The 26,060-nt window shown below is 50.3% G+C and carries 18 protein-coding genes; 4 read left to right on the forward strand and 14 right to left on the reverse strand.

Annotated features, from left to right (window positions below):
- Positions 1-25 precede the first annotated feature (25 nt).
- Positions 26-1,090, forward strand: a complete 1,065-nt coding sequence (locus BO18_RS24515) for a hypothetical protein (RefSeq protein WP_034450301.1) — start codon at positions 26-28, stop codon at positions 1,088-1,090.
- A gap of 789 nt (positions 1,091-1,879) precedes the next feature.
- The gene (locus BO18_RS24520) at positions 1,880-5,062 is read left to right on the forward strand and encodes a cellulase family glycosylhydrolase (protein ID WP_081861238.1); all 3,183 of its coding nucleotides are present in this window, start codon (positions 1,880-1,882) and stop codon (positions 5,060-5,062) included.
- Position 5,063: 1 nt separating this feature from the next.
- Here BO18_RS24520 and BO18_RS24525 read toward each other — a convergent pair whose 3' ends face one another.
- The 5 genes from BO18_RS24525 to BO18_RS24545 all read right to left on the reverse strand — a co-directional run bounded on the left by BO18_RS24525 (position 5,064) and on the right by BO18_RS24545 (position 10,344).
- A complete protein-coding gene (locus tag BO18_RS24525) occupies positions 5,064-6,602 on the reverse strand; it encodes an alanine/glycine:cation symporter family protein (protein WP_034450302.1) in 1,539 nt (512 codons plus the stop codon).
- Positions 6,603-6,666: 64 nt separating this feature from the next.
- A complete protein-coding gene (locus tag BO18_RS24530; protein ID WP_051689126.1) occupies positions 6,667-7,179 on the reverse strand; it encodes an HAD family hydrolase in 513 nt (170 codons plus the stop codon).
- The gene (locus BO18_RS24535) at positions 7,163-8,050 is read right to left on the reverse strand and encodes a ParB N-terminal domain-containing protein (RefSeq protein ID WP_034450303.1); all 888 of its coding nucleotides are present in this window, start codon (positions 8,048-8,050) and stop codon (positions 7,163-7,165) included. The genes BO18_RS24530 and BO18_RS24535 overlap by 17 nt, the downstream gene beginning before the upstream one ends.
- A gap of 16 nt (positions 8,051-8,066) precedes the next feature.
- Positions 8,067-9,362, reverse strand: a complete 1,296-nt coding sequence (locus BO18_RS33480) for an adenylate/guanylate cyclase domain-containing protein (RefSeq protein ID WP_051689127.1) — start codon at positions 9,360-9,362, stop codon at positions 8,067-8,069.
- 79 nt (positions 9,363-9,441) lie between these two features.
- Positions 9,442-10,344: a cyclic nucleotide-binding domain-containing protein gene (locus BO18_RS24545; RefSeq protein ID WP_034450305.1), complete on the reverse strand. Its 903-nt coding sequence runs from the start codon at positions 10,342-10,344 to the stop codon at positions 9,442-9,444.
- A 224-nt stretch (positions 10,345-10,568) separates the two neighbouring features.
- On the opposite strand from BO18_RS24545, the gene BO18_RS35765 reads away from it, so the two are divergent.
- Positions 10,569-12,287 carry an HD domain-containing phosphohydrolase gene (locus BO18_RS35765; RefSeq protein WP_066738440.1) on the forward strand — a complete coding sequence of 573 codons (1,719 nt, stop codon included), beginning with the start codon at positions 10,569-10,571 and terminating at the stop codon, positions 12,285-12,287.
- Between the two features lie 21 nt (positions 12,288-12,308).
- On the forward strand, positions 12,309-14,048 hold the full coding sequence (locus tag BO18_RS24555; protein WP_051689128.1) for a PP2C family protein-serine/threonine phosphatase: 1,740 nt from the start codon (positions 12,309-12,311) through the stop codon (positions 14,046-14,048).
- Positions 14,049-14,237: 189 nt separating this feature from the next.
- On the opposite strand, the gene BO18_RS24560 is transcribed toward BO18_RS24555, so the two are convergent.
- From BO18_RS24560 to BO18_RS24600, 9 genes are all read right to left on the reverse strand, one after another.
- A complete protein-coding gene (locus BO18_RS24560; protein WP_034450306.1) occupies positions 14,238-15,026 on the reverse strand; it encodes a hypothetical protein in 789 nt (262 codons plus the stop codon).
- A 411-nt stretch (positions 15,027-15,437) separates the two neighbouring features.
- The gene (locus tag BO18_RS24565; protein ID WP_034450307.1) at positions 15,438-16,613 is read right to left on the reverse strand and encodes an ABC transporter permease subunit; all 1,176 of its coding nucleotides are present in this window, start codon (positions 16,611-16,613) and stop codon (positions 15,438-15,440) included.
- Positions 16,610-17,845: an ABC transporter permease subunit gene (locus tag BO18_RS24570; protein ID WP_081861239.1), complete on the reverse strand. Its 1,236-nt coding sequence runs from the start codon at positions 17,843-17,845 to the stop codon at positions 16,610-16,612. The genes BO18_RS24565 and BO18_RS24570 overlap by 4 nt, the downstream gene beginning before the upstream one ends.
- A 2-nt stretch (positions 17,846-17,847) precedes the next feature.
- Positions 17,848-19,386, reverse strand: a complete 1,539-nt coding sequence (gene mmsA / locus BO18_RS24575; protein WP_034450308.1) for a multiple monosaccharide ABC transporter ATP-binding protein — start codon at positions 19,384-19,386, stop codon at positions 17,848-17,850.
- A 119-nt stretch (positions 19,387-19,505) separates the two neighbouring features.
- Complete coding sequence (locus tag BO18_RS24580) at positions 19,506-20,567, reverse strand: substrate-binding domain-containing protein (RefSeq protein WP_034450310.1); 1,062 nt, start codon at positions 20,565-20,567, stop codon at positions 19,506-19,508.
- Positions 20,568-20,863: 296 nt separating this feature from the next.
- Entirely contained in the window at positions 20,864-21,892 is a 1,029-nt protein-coding gene (locus BO18_RS24585) for a substrate-binding domain-containing protein (protein ID WP_034450311.1), read from the reverse strand.
- The gene (locus BO18_RS24590; protein ID WP_034450312.1) at positions 21,889-23,484 is read right to left on the reverse strand and encodes a response regulator; all 1,596 of its coding nucleotides are present in this window, start codon (positions 23,482-23,484) and stop codon (positions 21,889-21,891) included. Before BO18_RS24590 ends, BO18_RS24585 begins: the two co-directional genes overlap by 4 nt.
- The gene (locus tag BO18_RS24595; RefSeq protein WP_034450313.1) at positions 23,477-24,955 is read right to left on the reverse strand and encodes a sensor histidine kinase; all 1,479 of its coding nucleotides are present in this window, start codon (positions 24,953-24,955) and stop codon (positions 23,477-23,479) included. Before BO18_RS24595 ends, BO18_RS24590 begins: the two co-directional genes overlap by 8 nt.
- Positions 24,945-25,970 carry a sugar ABC transporter substrate-binding protein gene (locus BO18_RS24600; RefSeq protein WP_034450314.1) on the reverse strand — a complete coding sequence of 342 codons (1,026 nt, stop codon included), beginning with the start codon at positions 25,968-25,970 and terminating at the stop codon, positions 24,945-24,947. Before BO18_RS24600 ends, BO18_RS24595 begins: the two co-directional genes overlap by 11 nt.
- Positions 25,971-26,060 lie beyond the last annotated feature (90 nt).

Below are 26,060 nucleotides of genomic sequence, written 5' to 3' on the forward strand. Positions count from 1 at the left end.
ACAATTCGAAAAGGGGATATATATCATGAAAAATCAGATAATTTCGGGGATCCTGGCAGTTTCAGTCATCGCGGGCATCACTTCTTGCAGCGGCACGGTAAAAGACAACGGAAAGGACGAAGCACCCACAGCAGCAGTAACAACAACGGCGGCTGAAGACCGCAGTGAGGACATGGAAGAGACCGCAGGTCAGGATGACATATCGGTCACGGACGATGCCGCTTCCGCCGGAGGAAGCTCATCAGATGCCGGCACCGGCTTCACGGTCCCGCCCGAACTCACTGAGGATGACGACATCCTCTTCACCTACTCCTACAGCAACATGGCTTGGGGATTTACCCACGTTGTCACGCTCGTCACCAGAAGCGGGGACCTTTATACCTCCGAAGACTGGATCGGCCTGGATCCGGAGATTGCCCTCCTTTACCTTAAGACCTACGCAAAGCCCAACGGACACTTAGACCCCGAGAAGATCGCAGATCTGTACGAGGCCTGCCTTGAGATCAGCCCTGACGCCAAGACTTCCGAAGTTCAAACGGCCTACGACATGGGAAACTATGTATTGAACTTCAGGAATCAGGAGACCGGTGAGGAGATCACCGTGTTCAAGAGAGGGGATTTCAAGCTTGATACCGAAGATGAGGCATTATCAAATGCAATGGATAAGGCGGAAAGACTGATGGGCTTCATTCCCGCTCCTACCCCGTCCTATGGCCTACATATCTATCCCAATATGCTGAATGTACCCTACGGCGGAGAAGACCTTATCGGTACGCATAAGATTTTCGACAGCTACGAAAAGCTCGAATCCTTCTGCCTTGAGAACGGTATCGACATAGAACCCTATATGAGCAGCAATGTGAAGAGCAACCTTCAGGAAGCCTCTGCCATCGTTCTTCAGGTTTTTGACACGAACTGCCCTGTTGATGGCACGCTCAGGACCGGGAAAGACACGTTCATATTCCTCCCTACCCTGGCAGCTTATGAATACAACCCGGAATTCGAAGGAAAAGTCACCGTCGCGATCTGCAGGAACGACCTGTTCGCGAAGCAGTCTTTCGTCGATGAGAATGGAGATTTCTGGCAGTGAGCCAGTCCAGGGCACGCTGAATTATCCTACTAAGCCATTTTTCTGAACTTTGGGATAAAACGGGGGTGCTTAATTTGTGAAATCACTGTCCGTTATCTTGACAGAGCACCAGGGCTGAATTATCCCACCGCGCCATTTTTCGGGACTTTGGGATAAATTCTGAGCTCAAAATTATCCCAAGATGAGGTTTTCTTGCAGTTTGGGATAAAATCCCAGCTCAAAATTATCCCAAGTGAAGCATTTTGAACTTTTGGGATAAAATCACCTCTGAAAATTATCCCGCGAAGGCAATAATTCACGGTTTGGGATAAAATCGCCATTGCAAGGTATCGTTTTCGGGAAAAAGTCTTCAAAAACGATATCAGCCGACTTTGCAAGATATCGTTTTTTGTTAAAAATCTTCTATAACGATATCAGCGGATCAATCAAGATATCGTTTTTTGTGAAAAATCTTCTATAACGATATCTTCGGATCAGCCGAAATATCGTTTTCAGTGAAAAATATTCAATAACGATATCGGCAGATCAATCAAGGTATCGGAAACAGAAGTTTTTTCAATATTTCGATACTTTGACCTTCCGGCAGGCATGGCTGGTCATTAGCGGATCATTCAAATGCCACTCGCAATCCACTCACACCCCACTCCAATCCACACGCGCCGACACGCTGCCACACTCTCCCGCCCCGGCCCCGTGAACAATCTGTAAAGATTCTTTTAGAATCTGCACGCCCGCGGTCAAACACGCATATAATATGAAAATACCTCTCTTTCCCGAAGGAGGACTCTCATGAAAAAGCATGCGAAGATAGGCCTGAAGATAATCCTGAGCCTTTTGATCACCTGTTTTGCGCTGTTGCCGGTACAGGGAATAGTCAATGCGGACGACATCGTCTATACCGCAAGACCGTCAGTCAACGGGCAACTCCGTGTCGCAGGGCTGTGCCTGGCGGATCAGAACGGTGCGCCCGTGCAGCTCAGGGGCGTAAGCACCCACGGACTGACGTGGTATTCCGATTTTCTTAACGAGAATCTTTTCGAACAGTTGTCGCGGGACTGGGACTGCAACCTGGTAAGGCTCGCGATGTACGCTTCCGTTTACGAGAGCAAGGAACGTGAGGAGAGCTACGCCCTCATGAAGAAGGGCATCGAGCTGGCAGTGGCGAACGACATGTACGTCATAGTCGACTGGCATATGCTCGAGAAGGGCAATCCGAATGAGGAGTGCGACTCCGCGATAGAGTTTTTCGAGAGAATATCCTCAGAATATAAGGAATGCCCCAACATCATCTTCGAGATCTGCAATGAGCCGAACGGCCCCGCGAACTGGTCCGACGTATCGGTCTACGCCGACAAGGTCATACCGGTCATCAGAGAGAACATGCCCGATTCGGTCATAATCGTCGGAACGCCCGAATTCGGAAGGAACCTGGGCGACCCGGTGCTCCGTCCGCTGAAGTACGAGAACGTCGTATATTCGCTGCATTTCTACGCCGCAACGCATAACGAAGGTCTGAGGACCGAGCTCATGTCGGCCATCTCGGCCGGACTTCCCGTGTTCATAAGCGAATGCGGAATAAGCGAGGAATCAGGCGACGGGGATATCGATTTCAAATCGGCCGTCGAGTGGTTCAGCCTGCTGAATAAGTTCAAGATCAGCTACTCCGTCTGGAATCTCTCCGACAAGGACGAGACTTCAGCATTCTTCAAGCCGGGATTCGATCCTTCAAAGCAGATCGAGGACAGCGACCTCACGATAACTGGACTCTGGGTAAGGGAGCTCATCCGCGGCGGCAGGCCGGGCGACATCTACAGACCCGCTCCCATTGTCGAAAAGAGCAAGACCGACTTCATACGGACCTTTGTCACCAACTCCCTGGGCGACCGCGGTTTTGCGGCAATAGGCTCATGGTGGTTCTTCGCGGCCATCTCCGCGGGATTCCTGCTCCTGTGTCTCTTCATAGCGCTCATCTACCGTTCGGCGAGATCGAAAAAGAGACTCACGTACGATGACGTCGTAAAAGGCGACGCAAAGAACGGCAAGGGCAGCGGCTTTGCCAAGTTCTGCCTCTTCGTCAGCATCGGCTTCACGATAATCTACCTCTGCTGGCGTGTGATCTACTCGATCCCGCTCCAGGCAGGTGTTTTCCCGATCATAATGAACATTCTCCTTCTCATAGTCGAGGTTCTGGGCTTCGTCGAATCCCTCGTCCTGTACCGCAACCTCATCGGAAAGAAGGACCATCCGCTCCCTGTGATCCCCGACGACGCATGGCCCGATGTCGACATCTTCATCGCGACATACAACGAGCCGACGGAGCTTTTGTACAAGACCATCAACGGATGCAAGCATCTCAAGTATCCCGACAAGTCGAAGGTCCACATCTGGGTATGCGACGACAACCGCCGCCCGCAGATGAGGGCCCTGGCCGAAAAGATGAACGTCGGATATTTCGACCGCCCGGACAACAAGGGCGCAAAGGCAGGAAACCTCAACCATGCGATGGGCCTCACGAGCGCGCCCTACATCGTCACGCTCGATGCCGACATGGTCGTAAAGAGCGACTTCCTTTTGAAGACCATCCCCTACTTCGTCGATGTCGAACTGCGCGAAAAGGACAAGCCCGAGAAGGAGCGCCTGCACCTGGGTCTTTTGCAGACTCCGCAGTGCTTCTACGACCCTGACGTCTTCCAGCACGCCCTTTATTCGGAGAAGCGCGCGCCTAACGAGCAGGACTTCTTCTACCGCACGATCGAACCCGCAAAGACTTCGACAAACAGCGTTATCTACGGCGGTTCGAACACGATCCTTTCAAGGCGCGCATTAGAGGACATCGGCGGCTTCTTCACAGGTTCCATCACGGAAGACTTCGCGACCGGCCTCCTCATCGAATCTGCCGGATACATCAGCCTCGCGCTCCCCGAGCCCCTTGCGAGCGGCCAGACGCCGCACACCTTCAAGGAGCACATCCAGCAGCGTACGCGCTGGGGCAGAGGCGTTATCGTTACCGCCAAAAAGCTGAAGATCTTCAGGAGAAAGAACCTGAACCTCGCGCAGAAGATAAGCTACTGGAGCTCGGTCATATACTGGTATTCGCCGCTCAAGAACTTCATCTACGTCTTGAGCCCGCTGCTCTATGCGACCTTCGCGATACCTGTCTTCAACTGCAACTGGCTGGAGCTCCTCGTATTCTGGCTTCCGATGTTCTTCCTGCAGGATCTAAGCCTCAGGCTCAACAGTAAGAACGCCATTTCGACCAAGTGGAGCGGCATCTACGAGACAAGCGTCATGCCCCACCTGTTCATCCCGATCCTAAAGGAGTCGGTCGGCATCACGCTCGCCAAATTCAAGGTCACCGACAAGTCCAAGAAGAGCACGAGACGCCAGCGCGACATACGCTCCATGATCCCGTTCCTCGTCCTGATCGCACTTTCCGTTGCGGGCATCGTAAGGATCGCCTGCATCTTCGATCTGACGCAGACCATAAGCACGGTCATCCTCCTGTTCTGGATAGTCAGGAACCTCTATTACCTGATTATGGCGCTGTTCCTGATAGACGGCCGCGACAGCGACGGCGAGACAGTACATGTGCTCGATCCGGAGATGGTATCCGTCGAAGCGGACGGTGCTTCCTATGACGGCGTAACGACCCAGATGACGGAACACAACGTCACGGTATTCCTCGATGAGGGTCCCGAGCTCGGCTTAGGTTCCGAAGTAAAGGTCAGCATCACGAGCGAAAAAGCAAACGTCACCTTAAAGGGCGTTATCACGGGCATCAAGGAATCCCGCAACAACGTCGCGAGGACACAGACGATCGAGATACTCGACATGGGAGATCAGGAGTGTGAATATCTGCAGCTCCTCTACGATCGCGTACCGACACTCCCGCAGTCCCTTCACAGGGATTTCGGCGTTATCCCGCATCTGTGGCAGAACATCGCGCACCGCGTCGCAAGAACGAGGAAATAACTTACTCGGCGCCGTTTTCGACGAGCTCTTCGTGCTCTTTCTGGAGCTTCTCATCGTAAGATAAGAGGGGCTTAACATCCTTCTGCCCTTTGATCTTCCTTGCGACGTAGTTGGAAGTGATCTTCTTCACGAGCGGGAAGAGCGCTATTACGCCGATCAGGTTCGGGATCATCATTAAGCCGTTGAACGTATCTGAGAGGTCCCATGCAAGAGAGCTTTCCATGACGGCGCCTGCGACTATGAGAAGGACAAAGATTACCTTGTAGACCTTGGCGGCCTTTATGCCGATGAGATATTCCACTGCCTTGCTCCCGTAGTGGGACCAACCAAGAACAGTCGTGAACGCGAAGAGCAGGATCGCAACCGCGATGAACCATTCGCCGCCCCTGCCGAAGACATTGCTGAAAGCCTTGGCTACGAGCGTCGCATCCTCCACGCCTTCGTTTACGAGACCCGTCTCAAGGTTGATAAAGCCTGACGTAAGGACAACAAGTGCCGTCATGGTGCAGACGACGAACGTATCCGCGAAAACTTCGAAGATTCCCCACATGCCCTGCTTTACGGGCTCTTTGACGTCGGAGTTGCTGTGGACCATGACCGAAGAGCCGAGTCCCGCCTCATTGGAGAAGACGCCTCTCTTGCAGCCCTGTGTGATGACTTCCTTCAGCACGATACCCGCAGCGGCGCCCGCAACGGGCTTGATGCCGAAAGCGAACTTGAAAATGGACGCAAATGCCGCCGGTATGGAAGGAATGTGGATAATGACCAGAATGAGCGCGCCGACAATGTAAGCGACCGCCATGAAAGGAACCACCATCTCGGCTACTGCCGCGATCCTCTTAAGACCTCCGAGTATTACGATCGCCGCGACTGCCATCAGGACAATGCCGATGAGGAACGGAACGAGCTTGATCTTTCCGGCGATCAGGATGTCATTCGAGATGTCCGAGAAGAAAGCCGACTCGATATTGAGCGTTATCTTATTCACCTGACCCATGTTGCCGATGCCGAAAGAAGCGAGGACCGTAAAACACGAGAAAAGGAACGCCAGGATCTTTCCTATGTATTTGCAGCCCTTATAAGAGCCAAGTCCGTCCTGCAGATAGTACATCGCGCCGCCGGACCATTCGCCGTCTTCGTTCTTCCTTCTGTAGTAGATGCCGAGAACGTTCTCTGAAAAGTTCGTCATCATGCCGAAGAAAGCGGCGATCCACATCCAGAACACCGCGCCCGGGCCTCCGATACAGATGGCTGCCGACACGCCTGCGATATTGCCCGTGCCGATCGTCGCGGCAAGAGCCGTGCAGAGAGCCTGGAACTGCGAGACACTTCCCTTCTCCCTCTTATTGTGGCTGGATTTGTCAAAAACGCCGCCGCCGGTCTTTTTCCACCAGTGCCTCAAGTGCGATATCTGGAAGAACTTTGTCGCAAAAGTCAGAAGGATGCCCGTGCCTATGAGAAGGACGAGGCCTATCTTCACCCATACGAAAGAGTTTACTGCGTCATTTATCTCGGTGATCTTTTCCAAAAACTGTTCCATGTTATTCTCGCTTCAGGGATGGATTTTCTTTTCGCGAAAATAATAAATGAAACAAACGAAGTCTTCAAGACTTCCTTCTCCTCTCCCACTTGCGCTTGACTTCCTCGGCCTTGGCGATGATCTTTTCTTTCCATTCATCGTCGGGCGCGTCGAGCTGGTAAGCGTCAAACCCGTATTCCCTGCCGTATGAGCAGATGACGGATTCGTCGTCCACGTGAAGGGATATGCGGTATCTGTTCGGGACCTTCTGCGGCAGTATCTGGGAGTGGCCCTTCTGGACCTCCTTAAGGTGCCTCGAGCCGTTGACGATGCCGTCAAACCTTATGCCGTAGTGGGCGAAAAGGGCTTTTATGTATTTCTCGGAGCGGAACGAAGACGTGTATACCCAGACCTCATAGCCCATCCTCTGAAGCGTGTTGATAAGCTCGGGCGTGCCGAGTCTCAACCGTTCCCTGAAGATGTGGTTTAAGGGAAAAGCCAGTTCCTTTTCGGTCTTGTGGGTCGCCGGATTAACGAAGAGGACTTCATCAAGGTCAAAAGAGACCCTCATCTTCTCCCCGTCATTTTTTTCTTTCATTCTTCTCCATTTCCTCGATGACGGTAATAGCCTTTCTTGCCCATTCCTCCTCAGAGGAGTTAATCTCATATTCCTCGAACTCGCCGGTCTTGCCGCGCGTAACGAGGATCAGGTCGTTATCGATGTGAAGCGTCTTTGCGTACTTGTTTGCGATGAGTTTTTCCATCCGCATCACGCTCTCGGACTGGTTCTGCTCTCTCTTCGCGACGCCCGTGATTATGCCGTCGACGTGGACAGAATAAGCCCTGAAGAATTTCTGGATGTCATCGATCGAATAGTAATCTGCCGCATATACCCAGATGTCGTAGCCGTTCTTCGCGAGGAAGTAGAACAGAGCCGGGATTCCGAGCCTTATCCTCTGCTTCATGCGGAGGTTCAGGGGGAAGATGAATTTCTTTTCGAGATACTTGTAGTCTTCCGGCCTGAAAACAACCTCGTCAAGATCCAGCGTAACGCGCTTATCGTGCTGGGACTTCTCGAGTATCTTCTTGATGTCTGATTCCGTGGCGACGTTGATTATCTTGATCGGGACTTTCTTGATGTTGCAGCGCATCGCGGCCGCCCATCTGTGGTGGCCGTTCAGGAGGAGATATCCGTTCGGACGGAGCTTTTCGACCGTCAAAGGCTCGTCGAAAACCTTGCGCTCGAGCCTCATGGCCTCACGGAACTTCGTCTCGTATTCGCTTATGATCCTGTAGCTCGGACCGACCGACTCCATGGAGAACTCGTCCTCGGCATTCGGATGGAGTTTCGCGCACGCGGCTTTCCTGACAAACATACGCTCCAGAATGCCCGCGTGAACGGGGATGTATACACCCTTCTGGTTCTTTACGTCATTCTGTACGAATTCATCAAGTTTTGATTTTGCCATTTGACCACACTCTCCTTCAGACGCCCTGCATTACGGAAGTGAAACAGACGATGTATCCGTCAGGCTCCTTCCTTATAACCTTTGCATATATCCTTGAACCGTTCTTCTGCACCATTATGTTCTGCCTTAGCGGCAGTTCCCTGTCCGTTTTCAGGACCGCAAACTTCAGATCCTTTGAAGCCTTCAGGATGGTGCCCTTCAGTTCCTCCTCGATGACAGTCTTTGCCTCGAGCATGAAGAAAGAACACTCCTCCGGAACCTCTTCGCCCCACTCTATGTCCCGTCCTCTTACGTCGAGCGTAAGACTGCCCATTCCGGTCACTTCGTAATACTTGAGTTCTTTTGTCGAACCCTTGGGAAGGAATGCTCCGTCCGAAATGTATTCGATGTTTTCTTTGAGGAGCTGTCTCGTGTTCTCCGTTATGAGGAGCTGGCCTCCGATCGTAAGGGCTTCGAGTCTTCCCGCAGTGTTGACGGGCGAGCCCATGCAGCCGTACTTCATCTTCTTTTCGGAGCCGATGTTGCCGACAACGACGCTGCCGGTATTGATGCCGATACCCATTTCGAGATCGGGATAACCGTTCTCACGGTTCCATTCGTTTACTTCCTTAATGGCGTTCTGCATCTCGATCCCGCAGCTCACCGCAAGGGTCGCATGGTCCGGCCATTCCTTCGGGGCGCCGAAAACGACAAAGATGCCGTCACCCAAAAACTCTATGACGGTGCCGTGATATTTCTCTATGACGGATACCATCTTCTCGAAATAATGATTCAGGAGATTTATCAGCCTCTGCGCGGACATCGTTGTCGCGAGCGCCGTGAATCCCCTGAGATCGCTCATCATGATGGTGACTTCCTGGGTAACGCCGCCGCGCTTCTGGCCTTCGGAGGTCGTGAGCACGTAGTCGGCGATATCAGGCGAAGTGTATCTGGCGAAAGCCGATTCCACCTTTATGAGCTTCGTAAGATCGGTGATGACGATCAGATACAAAGAGACGTCTCCCTTGTAAAAAGTCAGTCTGACGTGAAGGTTGTGGACCTGACCTTCATTGCTCACGTAATCGACGATCGCTTCCTGGGAAGTGAGCTTCTGCGTTACCGCGTCGATGAAGAGCTGGATCAGGTCGTCGTTGCCTTCAACGTAAGGGATGGCGTCCCATATCTTTATGTTGCTGTTTGCGGGGATCCCGAAAAGCTTCTCGGCCGACGGATTGGAGTCCATGAGCACTCCCGAAGAAGAGACGACGCATACCGCATCATCGGTGTTCTCGAAGATATACTTGATCTGTTCGGCAGGTATATTGTCAAACATGACGCCCCTCCATCCGGCCGGGAAGTCATCCCGGTCTTACCGCAATCACCCTGTCAGCTGTATCTGACAGAAATCCTTATCAGCTGTTGTAAAGATCATTGATCTCCTTGCAGGCTGAAAGGTAGTCGTAAGTGAGTTTTCTCAGACGGTAAGAAAGATGCTTTAAGATCATCTCGACCTTGACCGGAGTATCCTTGAAGAGCTGCTCGAGTCCTTCGGGACGTACGATCTCGACATATGTGCCGTCTTCTTCGGAAACAGCCGTTGCGCTCCTGGGCTCGTCTGCGATCATGCCCATCTCGCCGAAGAAGGATACCGGATAAAGATCCGTGAGCTTGTTCTGTCTGTCGCTGCCGAAATTGCTGTAGATACCGACAACACCGCCGTAAACGATGTACATGCACTTGCCGGTCTCGCCTTCCTTGAAGATGATCGTGCCCTTGTCATAAGTCTCGATGGCTGCTGCCTTCTGGTCCTTAAGTCCTGCAGATGCCTCGCGGAGAGCTTCTGCGGAAGGCTTCTCGATATTGTTCTTGCCGGAAGAATAATAGTCGATATACTTCTTGATCTTGGAGAAGATGGAATCGCTCTTCTTGTCCTGGGCAGCGCGGACTTCCTTTAAGACGCCGGCAAGGATGTCATATTCTGCGGACAGCTCCTTGATCCTGACTCCGAGATGCTTCATGATAGCGTAGATCATGTCGGGATTCTCTGCAAAGAAGGTTTCAAGCTCGTCGCTCGAGATCTCTTCCGTGCTTACATCTTCCTTGGCAACGATGGTCGTGCTCCTGGGATAGGATTCGATCGCAGCCATCTCGCCGAAGAACTCGCCGGGATTGAGGATGGTCAGTGAGCGCTCGTCGTCTTCGCCGTAGTTCACGATGACTTCAACGCTTCCTTCGATGATCTTGAAAAAGCTGTTGCCCAGATCGCCCTGCTTGAATATAACTTCACCCTTTTTGAACTGTTTCTGTGTACTCATAAAAGAGACCCCTTTCGTCAATTTAAAATAATATTTATTTTAATATAGGACAGTCAAAAAATCTTATCTTTTCGGGCAAAATTCACATAATCTTTATCAACGATTAAATGTTTGTTCTTTCCGCCTGATCAGCCCGCCGAAAAGAGCATATTCAATAATCGGCCTGCATACATTAAAATTATAAGAGGCATTGTTTCACGGTTGACGTCATAAGGTGGTGTTTTATGGACGACGAAAAAGCGCTCATCTATCAGAATATCATCGAGAATCTCTCCGACGGAGTGATCGTTATCGGGTTCGACAGCAGGGTCGAGACCTGTAATGACTCTGCCTGCGACATGCTGGGCATCAAATCTGACAACATCATCGGCAAAACGATCGCAGGACTCATGACCGAGATCGAAGGCAACGATGACTTTTTCGAGCTGCTCCTGGACGCTATCTACCTTAAGAAAAAGGTCTCGAAGACCGTCACGTTCACCAACGGCAAGCAGCTGAAATATCTCAAGGTAACCACGACTTTCATTACCGCAGGCAACGAAGAGACAAACCTCGTCGTGGTAGTTTCCGACCAGACAGAGGTCACAAACCTCATCATCAGGAACAAGAGCCTTGCCACGCAGATAACCGCTCTCATGAATTCCTTCGTTGAGGTCATGGTAACCGCAGTCGAAGAAAAATCGGCATACAACGCAAACCACACAAAGAACATGGTCAGGTACGCCGAGGCCTATCTCGACTGGCTGTCGTCACACGGCGAACTTGCAAAGAACACCTCCAGGAACATCGGGCCTCTTCTCATGAGCGTCTGGCTCCACGACATAGGCAAGCTCCTGATCCCCCAGGAGGTAATGGATAAAGCCACAAGGCTCGGCGCGCATCTCGTCACCGTCATGACAAAGCTCGAGATCGCGCGTCTCATGATAAAGAACCGCATCCTTTCAGGCGAGAAGACCAGGGATGAGGGCGAAAAGGAACTCGCCCGCCTCGGCAGGCTCGAAAAGCTGATAATCTCGGCAAATACCGCACCCGTACTCGATGAGGAAACGATAGAACAGCTTAAGTCCGTTGCGGACATTGATCTCATGACATCCGACGGCGGCACCACTCCCCTTTTCTCACCCGAAGAACTCGAAGCGATAACAGTCGCAAGGGGAACTCTCACCGCCGAAGAGCGGCACATCATCGAATCGCATGCCTCGCTGACTGCAAAGCTCCTGTCAAAGATGGAATTCGTCGGTGACTATAAGAACGTTCCCGCCTGGGCATCCGCGCACCACGAATATCTCGACGGCACGGGTTATCCCAAAAAGCTCTCGGGAGACGAGATCCCCTGGGAGACGAGGCTTCTCACGATAATAGACATTTACGATGCTCTTACGGCAGACGACCGGCCTTATAAGCCGCCGATGTCACCGGAGCAGGCCTTCAAGATACTTGAGGACATGGCAAAGAAGGGCAAGATAGACGCGAAGATACTTAAGAGTTTCATCAAGAGCAACGCCTGGCGCAAGACAGTGAGGTATACGGATATGAAGAAGATAGAGATAGAGGCAAAGAAAGAGAACCTGGAAGAGGTCCTTGCTTTCATCGACGGTTATTTGGAGGAAGTCGAATGCCCGATGAAGAAGCAGATGCAGATCGATCTCGCGGTGGAGGAGCTGTTCGTCAACGTCGCACTCTATGCTTATGCGCCCGGAACGGGTGACGTCGTGATCGAGATCGGCCTCAGCGAAGACAGATCACAGGTCCTAATCACGTTCATCGACTCAGGCATCCCATACGATCCGCTCGCGAAAGAGGATCCCGATGTCACACTCCCCGGCGAGGAGCGCCAGATCGGCGGCCTGGGCATCTTCCTCATCAAGCAGTACATGGATGACATCCGCTACAGATTCATCGACGGCTGCAACAATCTCACGATAGTAAAAAATCTGGAATAACCTTTTAAAGAGGTGTCTTAAATGAGCAACAACATAAAGAAAATGTCAGACCGGGAGAAGAGGCGTCATTCTCTCTCGGCTAAGACCGTCCGTTCCACCGTCGTAAGCTGCATACTCTTCGGCCTTATCATCCAGCTGGTGGCTCTGTCGTTCTATGCATATTCCTTCACGAAAAAATACATCGAAATTGCTCATGCCGCTGCGATCCAGGCCCGCTCGTCGGCAATGCACGGTTCTGACGTCGTAAGTTTTTCGCGCAGCATCATGAATATCTATAACGGCCTGAGCGATGAAGACCGCGCCAAGATCGGCACGCCGGAATACAGGGCGTTTTTTGAACATCAGGACATGGAAAAGGGCGGCATTTACGACGTCCTGGTACACATGCTCGATAATGTCGGAACCTACGACGAGATTGCTTACATATATGTCGGAATGTTCGATCCCGAAAACAACGCAATCGTCTACATGGTCGACACCGACAAGAATCCGGAGACAAAGCAGATGCCTGGCGACTGGGAACCCGCCAACGTCAAAGGCATGCAAAAACTCCTGAACGGCACGGAAGACGAGACACTATACTACTTTGACAACACTGAGAAATACGGGCTTCTTTGCACGGTCGCAGTCCCCATCAACGATAAAGCCGACGGAAGCCTTGTATCGTTCATGTTCGTTGACATCTCGATACATAACATTATCGTAGGCATGGGAAACCTCTCCTTCCAGCTTACCATCGTATTCCTCGTCATCACGTTCCTTCTCGCGTGGTTCCAGACAAAACTCATAAAGACAAAGCTTGTCGAACCTATCAACAAGATAGCCGAAGCTTCCCAGAATTACGTCAAGGACAGACAGGAAGGCATTGATAACAAAGAGCACTTCTCAGACCTCAACATCCACACAAAGGACGAGCTCGAGAACCTCGCCGTCACGATGAAGGACATGGAGCATGACCTCTCCGAGTACGAGGCAAACCTCACAAAGATAATCGCCGAAAAAGAGCGTATCGGAACCGAGCTCTCACTTGCCACGGCAATCCAGTCGGCAATGCTCCCCCATATCTTCCCTCCCTTCCCCGACAGGACTGAATTCGACATCTTCGCCACGATGGAACCTGCAAGGGAAGTCGGCGGTGACTTCTACGATTTCTTCCTGATCGACAATGACCATCTCTGCCTCGTAATAGCGGACGTATCCGGCAAAGGCATTCCCGCGGCCCTCTTCATGATGATCTCCAAGACGATCCTTCAGAGCTGCGCAATGCTCGGCCAGTCGGCTGCAGACATCCTCATGAAGACAAACGAGGCTTTAAGCACGAATAACAATGTCGACATGTTCGTCACGGCATGGGTCGGCATCCTTGAGATCTCCACGGGAAAGCTCACAGCCGCAAACGCCGGACACGAATATCCGATATTAAAGCAGGAAGGCAGACCGTTCGAACTCTACAAGGACAAGCACGGCTTCGTAATAGGCGGAATGCCCGGAAGCAAGTACAAGGAATACACCGTCGATCTGAAACCCGGTGACAGGATCTTCGTATACACAGACGGCGTTCCCGAAGCAAACAACAAAGAAAACAAGATGTTCGGAACAGACCGCATCCTCGTTGCCCTCAACAGCAATCCTGATACGTCAGCCGAAGGACTGATAAAGAACGTCAGGGCTTCAGTCGGAGATTTCGTAAAAGACGCGGAACAGTTCGACGATCTTACGATGCTGAGCTTCACATACAACGGAACACAAAAAGAAGCATAAAACTATTAGCACCTGCTCATTACCGGCCGTCAGGGGCCGCCTGAAGCTGACCTGAAGGTCCCCTTGACCGCTTGCATTGCAGGTGCTTTTTTGTGCTCAGGAGGGGCAAGTCCCTCCATGCATCAAAGATACTCGGTTTGTAATATGAAGACCAAAATACAGCAGCTAAATGGGTTATAAATCATTTATTCATCTGTAGTGAGTGTTGATTATCATATCAACCAGCTTTACATTAAGAGGCTTAGTATCTGATTCAAATGTATAAAACAATCTGTCTCCCAAAATGATACCTTCCTGACTGTAATCGTTGGCTCTGGTCAACATTTCTTCTGTATACTCGTGATCACCCAGTTTCCCGCAATGTTCATGATAAAGAATCCTTCTGTCGCTCATTCTTAGGATAGTAAAGTCAGGATGGATTATCTTCTTCCCCACTTTCAACGGACATTCGTATCTGTATGGAATACCATTAGCTCTCAGCCTGTCGGCAATGATGACTTCAGACTTTGATCTGACACGTTCACCTTTGGCTGTATAGAATTCCGGTGAACCCTTTTTAAAAGACTTATGTACATATGGAGTATCCATCCATTTTTGTGCATATGAATCATCCGCTGACACAATAGGCTTTGTATAAGCTTTCCGGCCATCCGACAGTTGATCAAATACGTCCTCTGCAAGTTTTTCGGGATATATCTTCTGCATCTTTTCTATTGCAATCAGTTCCTGTTTCATAGAACGCAAAACTTTCTGGAGATAATTCTTTTGAAGTAATTCTGCAATGATTTCGCTGTCGTCTGAAGTCAGATATTTCACATATGTTTTGTTTTCAAACAAATAGTAATATGAGTTGCCATGTTCTTCTCTGACATTTATCCTACCTTCAGAAGAATGTGCCAATTTCTTCTCTATTTCCTCAATGCTTTTCTGCAACAATCTATATCTGACATTAAGATCTTTTCTGATGTTGATAGCCATGTGTTCACCTCCCTTCTTGTGATGAGATTATATGACCTTGCAAACAAGAAATGTGGGTGATTCGCGCATCAAGCGGTTTTTACACCGAAAATTGAGACTATACGGTGGTCGTGAGACTAGTCTCAATTTTTACGTTAATACTGATTGTTAAATCTCAGTCTTGATAATTTTGATTTTTTCTTATTTTAAGGGGGGCAAAAAATCAGAAAAACGTCATTTCTTGATTCTTTTCGATCATACAGAAAGAGAAAAATCAAAACGCATAACGTAATTTTTCAAAAATGAAAATTCCTTGCAATAAGTAACCGCCGCAAGGGGACTCGCGGCGGCTGGAGGTAAAGTGCATTCCGGGTATTCGGGTGACCGGAAAACAGTATTATGAAAAGAACTGGTTATTACTTCTCTTATCTGTTACTGTCTCTTGTTTCCTTTCTTGGAAAGGATGTCGAAGACTACTGCGGCAAGGAGTACCGCACCCTTAACGATCTTGATCCAGTCCTGGTCGATGGACATCAGGGACATGCCCTGGTTGATGACACCGATGAGGGCGGCACCGATTACCATTCCCATGACCGTTCCTGAACCGCCGTATGCGGAAACACCGCCGACGATACAAGCTGCGATCGCGTCCATTTCGAAGTTCTGTCCTGCAAAGGAGTTTGCCGAACCGAATCTTGCAGTAACGATGAGTGAGGCAAGAACCGTAAGGACTGCCATGTTGAGGTAAGCGCAGAACATGACGAGCTTATTGTTGATACCTGAAAGTCTTGCTGTCTCTGCGTTTCCGCCGACAGTCATGAAGTGACGTCCGATGGTCGTCTTCTCTGTGATGATTCCGTAGATGATGAGAACTGCGATGATCCAGATGAGAACTACCGGGATGCCGCCGTCCATTGCGAGCTGGTAAGCAAGGATAAGGATTACCGCTACTTCAAGAACGCTCTTTCCGATAACGAATCCGAGAGGATCTGCCTGATATCCCTTCTTTACCTTGTTGGCACGGGTGGAGATGTTGATGTAGACAACAGCTGCAGCACCGATAACGCCGAGGACAATGCAAGGGATGTTGAGCGTGCCCCATGCCGACTCGAAGATCCTTCCGGAGAAGATGCCGAGGAGTTCGGGCGGGAAGTTTGAGATGGCGCTGGTATCGGATACGGAGATGAGGATCTGGGTACCGAGACCTCTGAATGCGAGATAACCTGCGAGGGTTGCAATCCACGGAGGTATCTTGAGGTATGCGATGAGGAAACCTAAGATGGCACCGTAGATAACGCCTACTACTACAACGAGGATGAGAGTGAGAGGTGTGTTGACGTGCTTGATGACGGAAAGAACACCTGCGATCGCACCCATGAAGCATACGAAGGAACCAACGGAAAGGTCGATGTTACCGCCGGTGAGCATGCACATGAGCATACCGACACCGAGGATGAATACGTATGCGTTCTGTTCGATGAGCGATGTAACGTTCGAGGGAGTGAACATGTTACCGCCGGTCATTATCGTAAAGAAGACGTAGATTACGATAAGTGCTATGGTCATTACGTTCTTTTTAAGAACATTCTTTATGCTGAACGTGTTCATGCTTTAGCACCTCCCTTATCTGCAGCTTCTGTTGCGGCAGTCTTCTTGGCACCCTTTCTGCGCATCTGCATGATGACGTCGAAGAGGACTGCGATGAGGAGAACCAGACCCTTGACTACCGTCTGATAGTTAGGAGGTGTGTTCGCGATGACCATGCCCTGGTTGATAATACCGCAGAGAGCAGCACCGATGATAACACCGCCAATGGAACCTGTTCCGCCGTATGCGGAAGCGCCGCCGATGAAGCATGCTGCGATCGCATCCATCTCATAACCGAGACCGTAAGTAGGCTGTGAACCCATGAGTCTTGCGATGTTGAGGACGCCTGCGAAACCAGCGAGAAGTCCCATGAATGTGTATGCACTGAACATTACCATCTTTGTGTTGATACCGGAAAGTCTTGTAGCCTTCTCGTTACCGCCGACAGCATAGAGGTTACGTCCGAGTGTGGTCTTAGATGTGATGTAAGCGAATACGCCGAGTACGAGGGCGATCCAGATGAGAACCGTGGGGATACCCTTGTAGTTTGCGAGCTTATTTCCGATCCAGATAACTACTGCATCGATGAGAACCGTCTTGACTATGACGCTTATAAGCGAATCTACCTTGTAGCCCTGATTGATCAGTCTCGTGCGGTTAATAAACGTGAATACCGTATAACCTACTGCAATGAGGATCGCTACACACATACATGTCTTGTTGAATGATGTTGCAGGTCCGACTCCGGCGAGGAAATCAGGAATATAGCAGCTGTCGCCTCCGCCGAATATGTTAAGGAATGTCTTATCACTGATCTGATAAGCGTAACCCTTCATTATGATGTTCGCGAGTCCTCTGAATGCCAGCATGCCGACAAGGGTTGCGATGAAAGGCGGAACCTTTATAAATGCGATCCAGTAGCCGTGCCATGCACCGACCAGAAGTCCCATGAGGAGCATTGCGATTACAGCGAGGGGCCAGGGAAGGTTTGCTTCCATGATGATGGCGCCGACACCGCCTGCGAGACAGACGACAGAACCTACTGAAAGGTCGATGTTGCCACCTGTCAAGATACAGAGGAGCATACCTGTTCCGAGTACGAAAACGTATGCATTCTGTGAGATTACGTTGTTGATATTCTGAGGTAATAATGACCTGCCGCCAGTCAGGAAATAGAAGATTATGACTACTATGACAGTAGCGATAAGCATCATGTATTTTCTCAGGAAGGTTACTACTTTATTTCCACCCATCGTTATGCCTCACTTCCCGACTTAACAATGCAAGCCATGATGTTCTCTTGTGTTGCCTCGGAAGCTTTCATCTCTCCTACGATCTTAGCCTGGTTCATGATGTAGATTCTGTCGCTCATGCCGATGACTTCAGGAAGCTCGGATGAGATTACGATGACTGATTTACCGGCCTTTGCCAGATCGTTGATGATGCAGTAGATCTCGTACTTTGCACCTACGTCGATACCTCTTGTCGGTTCGTCGAGGATAAGTACGTCAGGATCCGCAAACATCCACTTCGCGAGGAGGACCTTCTGCTGGTTACCGCCTGAGAGGTTTCCTACGAGCTGCTCGACGGAAGGAGTCTTCGTCTTGAGTTTCTGTACATAATCCTCTGCTACCAGGTATTCCTTATCCTTGTCGATAAAGCTTCCCTTGCTGATAGCATTGAGATTTGCAAGTGTCGTGTTTGTCTTGATCGAGTTCGTGAGGACAAGACCATTGCCCTTACGGTCTTCGGTAACGTATGCAAGTCCTGCTGCGATTGCCTGCTTGGGGCTCTTCAGTACGACATGTTCACCGCGGAGTATCAGGGTTCCGGATATACCGATACCGTATGAACGTCCGAAGATACTCATCGCAAGCTCGGTACGGCCTGCGCCCATGAGTCCGTAGATTCCAACTACCTCACCCGCACGTACGTTGATCGATACGTCGTCTACTACTTTTCTTTCGGCAAATTCGGGATGGTATACGGTCCAGTTCCTGACTTCCATCATGATGTCGCCGATCGGGACGTCATGACGCTTCGGGAAACGGTCCGTGATCTCACGGCCTACCATGCCCTTGATGATCCTTGACTCTGAGATATCCTCAGTCTTTGCATCCATCGTCTCGATCGTGGAACCGTCTCTGACGACAGTGATCTTGTCTGCTACATAAGAGACCTCGTTGAGCTTGTGGGAGATGATGATCATCGTCATTCCCTCGCTCTTGAGCTTCTTCATGAGGTCTAAGAGAGCTCTTGAATCGGTCTCGTTGAGTGATGATGTAGGCTCGTCGAGGATAAGGAGCTTGGCGTGCTTAGCCAGAGCCTTCGCAATCTCTACGAGCTGCTGTTTACCTGTACCAATATCTTTAATAAGTGTTTTCGATGAATCTTCAAGACCTACCATCTCGAGGTATTTGTCTGCCTCGGCATAGGTCTTGTTCCAGTCGATACACCACTTGCTTCCCTGTTCATTTCCGAGGAACATGTTCTCGCCGATCGTCATGTAAGGGATCAGCGCGAGCTCCTGGTGGATGATTACGATTCCTTTTTTCTCGGAATCCTTGATGTTATGAAATTCGCATACTTCGCCGTCGTAAACTATGTCGCCTTCATAGGTGCCATACGGATAAATACCGCTGAGAACGTTCATCAATGTCGATTTACCGGCACCGTTCTCGCCGACCAGCGCGTGAATCTCCCCCTCTTCAACCTGAAGGTTGACGTTGTCGAGAGCCTTAACGCCCGGAAAAGTTTTGGTTATGCTCTTCATTTCAAGCAAAACTTTTGCCATGTGTCGCCTCTTTCGTATAGATTTATAAGCTTTGAGTTTGTTTGTCGTTCAGAGTAAAGTCACAACCCCAATATACAGGCGGGGTCTCCCCCGCCTGCAAAGGGCTTTAAACTACTTGATTAAGTAATGTCAGCTTCGGTGTAGTAACCGGAGTCGAGAAGGACTGTCTTGTAGTTGTCTGCTGTAGCGTATGTAGGCTTGCAGAGGTAAGAAGGAACGGTCTTAGCGTTGTTGTTGTATGTTGATGTATCGTTAACGTCAACTGTCTCACCCTTAAGGATCTGACCTACCATCTTAACAACCTGGGAAGCGAGTGTACGTGTATCCTTGAATACGGACATGGACTGCTTGCCAGCGAGCATGTTCTTAACGTTAGCCTTGTCACAGTCCTGACCTGTGATAATAGGATATGTACCATTGTAGTTGGAAGCGAGAGCGTTCTCAACGCCGAGAGCTGTAGAGTCATTGGAGCAGAGCCAGATGTCTACGTTTGTGCCGTCAGCATAGTTGGAAGCGAGGATGTTCTCTGCTCTGGACTGAGCTGTCTCTGTCTTCCAGGAAGGTGTAGCAACTTCTTCGAATGTCTTCTGACCGGAAACTACGTTGAGTGTGCCGTTCTCGATATAAGGCTTAAGAACGTCATAAGCGCCGTTGAAGAAGAAGCCTGCGTTGTTGTCACCGGGGTCACCAGCTGTGAACTCGATGTTGTAAGTTGTGGTTGCATTAGCGAGGTCAAGAGTATCTACAACATACTGACCCTGGATAGTACCAACCATGTAGTTGTCGAATGTTGCATAATAGTCAACGTTTGCGTTGTCCATGAGGAGACGGTCGTAAGCGATGACAGGGATCTTCTTTGCAGCAGCCTTATCAAGAGCTGAGCCGAGTGAAGAACCTTCGATAGCAGCGATAACGAGAACCTTACAACCGGAGTTGATCATGTTCTCAACCTGAGAAAGCTGTGTAGCTACGTCGTTGTTAGCATACTGAAGATCTACTTCATAACCTGCAGCCTCGAGCTCCTTCTTCATGTTGTCGCCGTCCTGATTCCATCTCTGGAGATCCTTTGTAGGCATTGATACACCAACCTTGTTCTTTCCTGAACCGGCTGCGCATCCTGTCAATGCTGTAAATGCGATTGCAGCACAAAGAATTGTTCCAACAATTTTCTTTGCTTTCATTGAGAAATTCCTCCTAAAAAATGATGTTGGCACTTCTTGCCACGTACACCTTAACATGAGGTATATAGGAGTTGCATATCGAGATTCTTGATATTTTTGGCGAAACGGCATAAGGTTCTGAGGCAATTTAGCACAATCTTGTAGTACATCTGACAAGATTGACAAGATTGTGCTAAATACGGCAAAAATGCCACAAATCTAACACTGAGGTGGAAATTAATTATATTATTCTGGCGCGCGCACACATGCGCACGGCATCTGATAACAAGATAATCCTGCCAGTGAAAATACCGGTCTTAACCGGCGTTCATGTAGACTTCTTCCCTGAGATGGAAACCGCTGTCGATTATTATGCTGTCCAGGTTCTCGATCGTAACAGCGGAAGGTTCTATCGCTATATATGGAATGTCCTGACCGCCGTCGAAGAATAACTCCGTCTGTCCAAGAGACTCACCGGACGCTAGCTTTACCGCGCATTCCGCTGCCAGGCGCGCGAGCTTTTCGACGGGCTTATAGACCGTCACGAGCTGTGTACCTTCGACCAGTCTCTGACATGCCTCAAGATCGCCGTCCTGGCCGGTGACAAAGATCCTGCCGGCATAACCTCTCTCAGCCAGGGCGTGGATCGTCTCGCCCGCAAGCGCGTCGTTTCCGCACATGATGGCATCTGCTCCGGCTATCTCATCGAAATGCTCGTTTACGAAATCGTATGCAAGCTCAGGCTTCCAGTTGTCACAGTTATACTTGAGGGTGATGTTCATTCCGTGCTCTTCGCAGACAGCATCAAACCCGTTCATTACCTGGGGAACGTTGTAATCCGACTCGGGTCCCATTATCTCCACGATGTTGCCGCCGTCCTCAACATTGGCGCAGATCGCCTCGGCCATCTGTCTGCCTACCGATTCGTTATCGAAAGATATATAAAGATCGGCGCCGGCATTCATTACGAGTCTGTCGTAGCAGATGACGGGAATGCCTTTATCGCTTGCTTCCTTTACGATATCGGAAAGCGCGTTCGCATCGGCCGTTATGATGACGATGGCATCGACTCCCCTCTCAATGAAGAGCTTGATGTGGGATATCTGGGTGGCAACATCACCGCCTGCGGACTGGACATTTACTTCTGCACCAAGTTCATTGGCCGTTGACACGAATACGTCACGGTCCCTGGTCCAGCGTTCGATTACAAAAGAGTCGAAAGACAGTCCGATGGTGCACACCTCGTTCTTGGTGGTCGGTGTGACTTCCTTTACTTCCGGTCCTTTGCATCCGGCGAAAAGAAGTATCGTTATTACCAGCAAAAATGCGGTGATCCTGCGTCTCATCTCTTGCCCTCCTTGTATTCGGTGGGGGTGACACCCGTATTTTTCTTGAATATGCGGCTGAAATAGTTCGGATCCGAATAACCGACCTCCGAGCAGATCTCCTTCATGGACATGTTCGTTCCTTCGAGGAGCTCTCTTGCCTTTGCGACCCTGACGCCGGTCAGATAGTCGGTGAAAGTAACGCCGGTCTGCGTCTTGAACACCTTGCTGAAATAGAACGGGCTGATGTCGTACATGCCGGAGATATCGTCCAGGGAGATGTCTTCCCGGAAATGCGTGTCGATGTACTTTTTCGCCTTCTCGGCAACATCTTCGGTCTTTGCGGCATTGGCTGCGTTGATCATGTTGACGGCACGCTCGATGTGGCTTAAGAACCACAGACGGAGCTCATCGTAACTCTTCATGGAATTGATCTCGGGAAGGTATTCGCTCCTGGACATGAAGTGATAGACGTGACCGCCGTTGCTGTAGGCCAGACGCTCGCCCCAAAGCACGAATTCAAGCACCTTCAGACAGATGTCGGACATGGCGCCGCCTGAAGATCTTTCCATCCAGTCGAAGAACAGATTTGCCTGCTCCTGCGCTCTGGATACATCGCCCTGAGCGATGGCATCGAAAAGATCCTTTTCGGTCTTCAGAGGATAATCCGTATCGTATTCGCAGCCCTCCGGAAGGTCGACGGCTTCCGCAACCGTCTGCTTCGTTTTAACGAGCACGGAAAGCGCCTCGCTGTATGAATCCGCCATGTTTTCGAGAGGTTTTACGGGGCCGATCCCGATCCTGAAATCGATGCCCAGCGCATCGGATAATTCCTTCTGCGCTTTGCTCGCGGAATCAACGATCTTCTGGTATTCCTCAGGTGTCAGGGAGCTCTTTGCACAGGGTATCAGAACGGGTATCTTGTTACCCATTACGGAGCCCGTGATGCACTTGAAATTGTCGGAGATAACGAGAAGGACCGTCTCGTAATTATTCTGTGTCTTGACGCTCGCGGGGACCGCGCCGCGCATGTATCCGCCGGGTTCCCTGTCACCGCCGACGATGGCGAGCATAAGACCGTACTTTTCGTCGATCTCAAGGAGCTTCTTGTATTCTTCGATATTCTCTTTGAAATGCTCATGCGACAAAAGGTCCTGGATAAGGCCGTTCTCGATGATGGGCACGATGGAATCTAGCTTTTCCTTGATCTCGAGTTCCCTTGTTCTCTGCTCTCTTACGCGGTCGACCTCAGCCATTGCCTTTTTGAGAACGGCAACGATCTGAGCCTTGTCGAAAGGCTTGTTTATGTAGTCGATGACGCCAAGATTCAAAGCCTGTTTCGCATAATCGAATTTATCGTATGCGGATATGATCACGAACACGATATTAGGGTTCGTGCGGCGTATCTCCTTCATGGCGTCGATACCGTTGATGCCGGGCATTCTGATGTCCATGAATGCGATGTCAGGACGCACCTCATCAGCGAGCTCGATAACGTGTCTTCCGGTCTTTGCTTCGAATGTCTCGAACGATCCCGGAAATTCCTTATCCACTATGAACTTAAGCGACTCTCTTACGATGCCCTCGTCATCTGCGAGCATGAGCTTATACATTTGCATCCTCCAGCGGTATCTTTATCGTAACGTGTGTTCCTTCATTCTTGCGGCTCTTCATCTCGAAGACTTCTTTGTTGTTGTAGTAAAGGTCGAGCCTTGCCATTACATTCGTTATTCCGACGCCTCTTGTCTCTGAAGGGCGCTTCTCATGGTTCATTATCTTCTCGATTATCTCTTCGTCGGTGCCTATACCGTTATCGCTTACACGGATGCAGCACATCTTGTCCTCGCGGTAAACGGAAAGCGTTACCTTGCCTTCGCCGGGTTCAAGGTCCTTGATGCCGTACTTGATCGAGTTTTCGACCAGAGGCTGGATGATCATTGACGGAACCATAACGTCAAGCAGGCTCTCATCGATGTCCTTCTCGAAAAGCATCTCCCCCGCATATCTTACGTTCAGGATGTACATGTAGGAATCGACGAGCTCGATCTCCTCCGAGAGTTTTACGGTCTCGGAACTCTTTTTAACATTATATCTGAAGAAGTCCGCCATATTCCTGATGTACTCTACGGTCCTGTCCGCACCCTCCATCATGGCGAGCTGGGCGCCTGCGTTGAGCGTGTTGAAAAGGAAATGCGGGTTTATCTGCGACTGCAGATACTTGAGCTGGGCATCCTTAAGGTGCGTCTCCATGAGAAGGTTCTTTTCCTTCATTTCGCTCTGCGTGATGAGCTGCGTTCTGATACGCGCGATGTAGTCCTTGATGGATGCGAGCATCTCGTTGAATGCCCTGGTCACCTTACCTACCTCGTCTTCCGAGATGACCTCGAGAGGTTCAACGTTCTCGGGGCTTCCCTGGGAGATCTCCTCGGCCTTTGCCGACAGCCTGGTAAGAGGTCTCGTTATTGTATTCGTCAGTATGATGATGAGCAGGATGTTCATTACGGACGCGACCGCGAAGATGAGCATGCTCATGATCTCCGTATATCTGAGGGAGTTCACGAGGGCATTGTAATTGGTGGAGTTCGTCCTGAACTGTTCGTTGTTTACCGAATAGATGTATGTGTTGAGATAATCCTTGATCTTGCTGCATTCGTTATATTTCGCGGTATATTCGTCAATGTTTCTTCCGCGCTTTGCGAGGATCGCCTCATCCGCCGTCTTGAGATACGTTTCGAGCATGTATCTTATGTCTCGTTCGGCAAGTTTTACGTTGTTGTCTATGACGCTGTTATTAAGGTCTTTCATGAGCATGTTCATGCTCTGTGTGGACGCGTAATAGAGCTCGAGATCGTCGGTTCCCTTTGTCTCGAGATAACCCGTGAGACCGGTGTGGATCTGGTTCAGGTTATCCTGGAGCTCGTTCAGACTGATGTTGCTCGCGAATACCTGGTTGATCTTTTCCAGCGCCCTGTTCAGGTTAATGTAGATAAAAACGTTTACGAGCATCGCGATCACGGACGTAGCAAGGAACACCGCGACGAGCTTGCGTGAGATCTTCATGTTCGCAAAGAAATTAGCCTTCATCCGCAGCTGCCTCCGGATCGTAGCTCGATAAGTTCTCGCGGTTTATGAGGATAAAATTCGAAGGATAGTACTGGCTGACAAAGCCCGTCTCATAGTACTCGTTTAATGCCTTGACACACTGTCTCGCAAGGGTCTTCGTCTCTATCGCGAATGTCGCATAGACCGAGCCCCTGTCGATGGCTTTTCTGATGGTCTCGGAGTCGTAATAGCCTAAGATGGTGGTCTTTCCTACCAGGTTCTTGTCGACGACACACTGGATCGCACTCTCGGTCGTTCTGTCGTTCAGGCATATGATGACATCCGGTATCTTATCGAGGCTGTCAAGGATGTTCATTACGTCCTCTTCCGAAGCGAACGGTGTTGATGTGTCTACGACGCTCGATGAAAGGCTGATGTTGCGTCCCGTCATGGCCTGCTGGATCGCCGAGTGTATGATGTCGTCGGCATTTCCGTCATCGCTGTCCAGAAGGATAAGAGCAGAAAGAGGATACGTTTTCTTCTCTTCGCCTATCGCGACGAGCTGGTCGCCGTATTCGCTGCCCAGAGTATAGTTGTTGAGGCCTATGTAACTCTTTCTTGAAGAACCGTTGCAGTCTGAAAGCACGGTAACGACGGGGATCCCCTTCTCGGTTGCCTTCTCGATGAGCTGCACGGTCTCTTCGGAATCGTCGCCTTCCAGGATGATCCCGTCGACCCTTGAACTGATGGCGATATCGATCCTGTCCGCCTTTGAATAGCTCGTGGAAAGATTCTGTCCCGTCATCTCGACATAACAGTCGTTCTCCTTGGCATACTCGGAGATCTCCTTGTAGATCCTGTTTGAAAGCTGGCTGTCAGGGTCTTCCGCTATATAGGCATAGAGTCTCGGATACTCCTCGTAGACCTCTTCCCTGACTTCGCCCAGACGTCCGATCATGTCCCTGTAATAGATCAGGCCCGCCACCGTCGCGAAAAAAAGAACGAGCACAACGCCCGCCAGGATAGTGACCGTGATCCTGTTCCTTGAGACTTTCATTATCTGCCGCAATTCCCGCCGTCTTATTCGCTGTCCCCGGCCTGAAAACCGTCAAGCCGGGGCAACGAGACAATTATACTCTATGAATCC

The sequence above is a fragment of the Butyrivibrio sp. AE2032 genome (genome assembly GCF_000702965.1).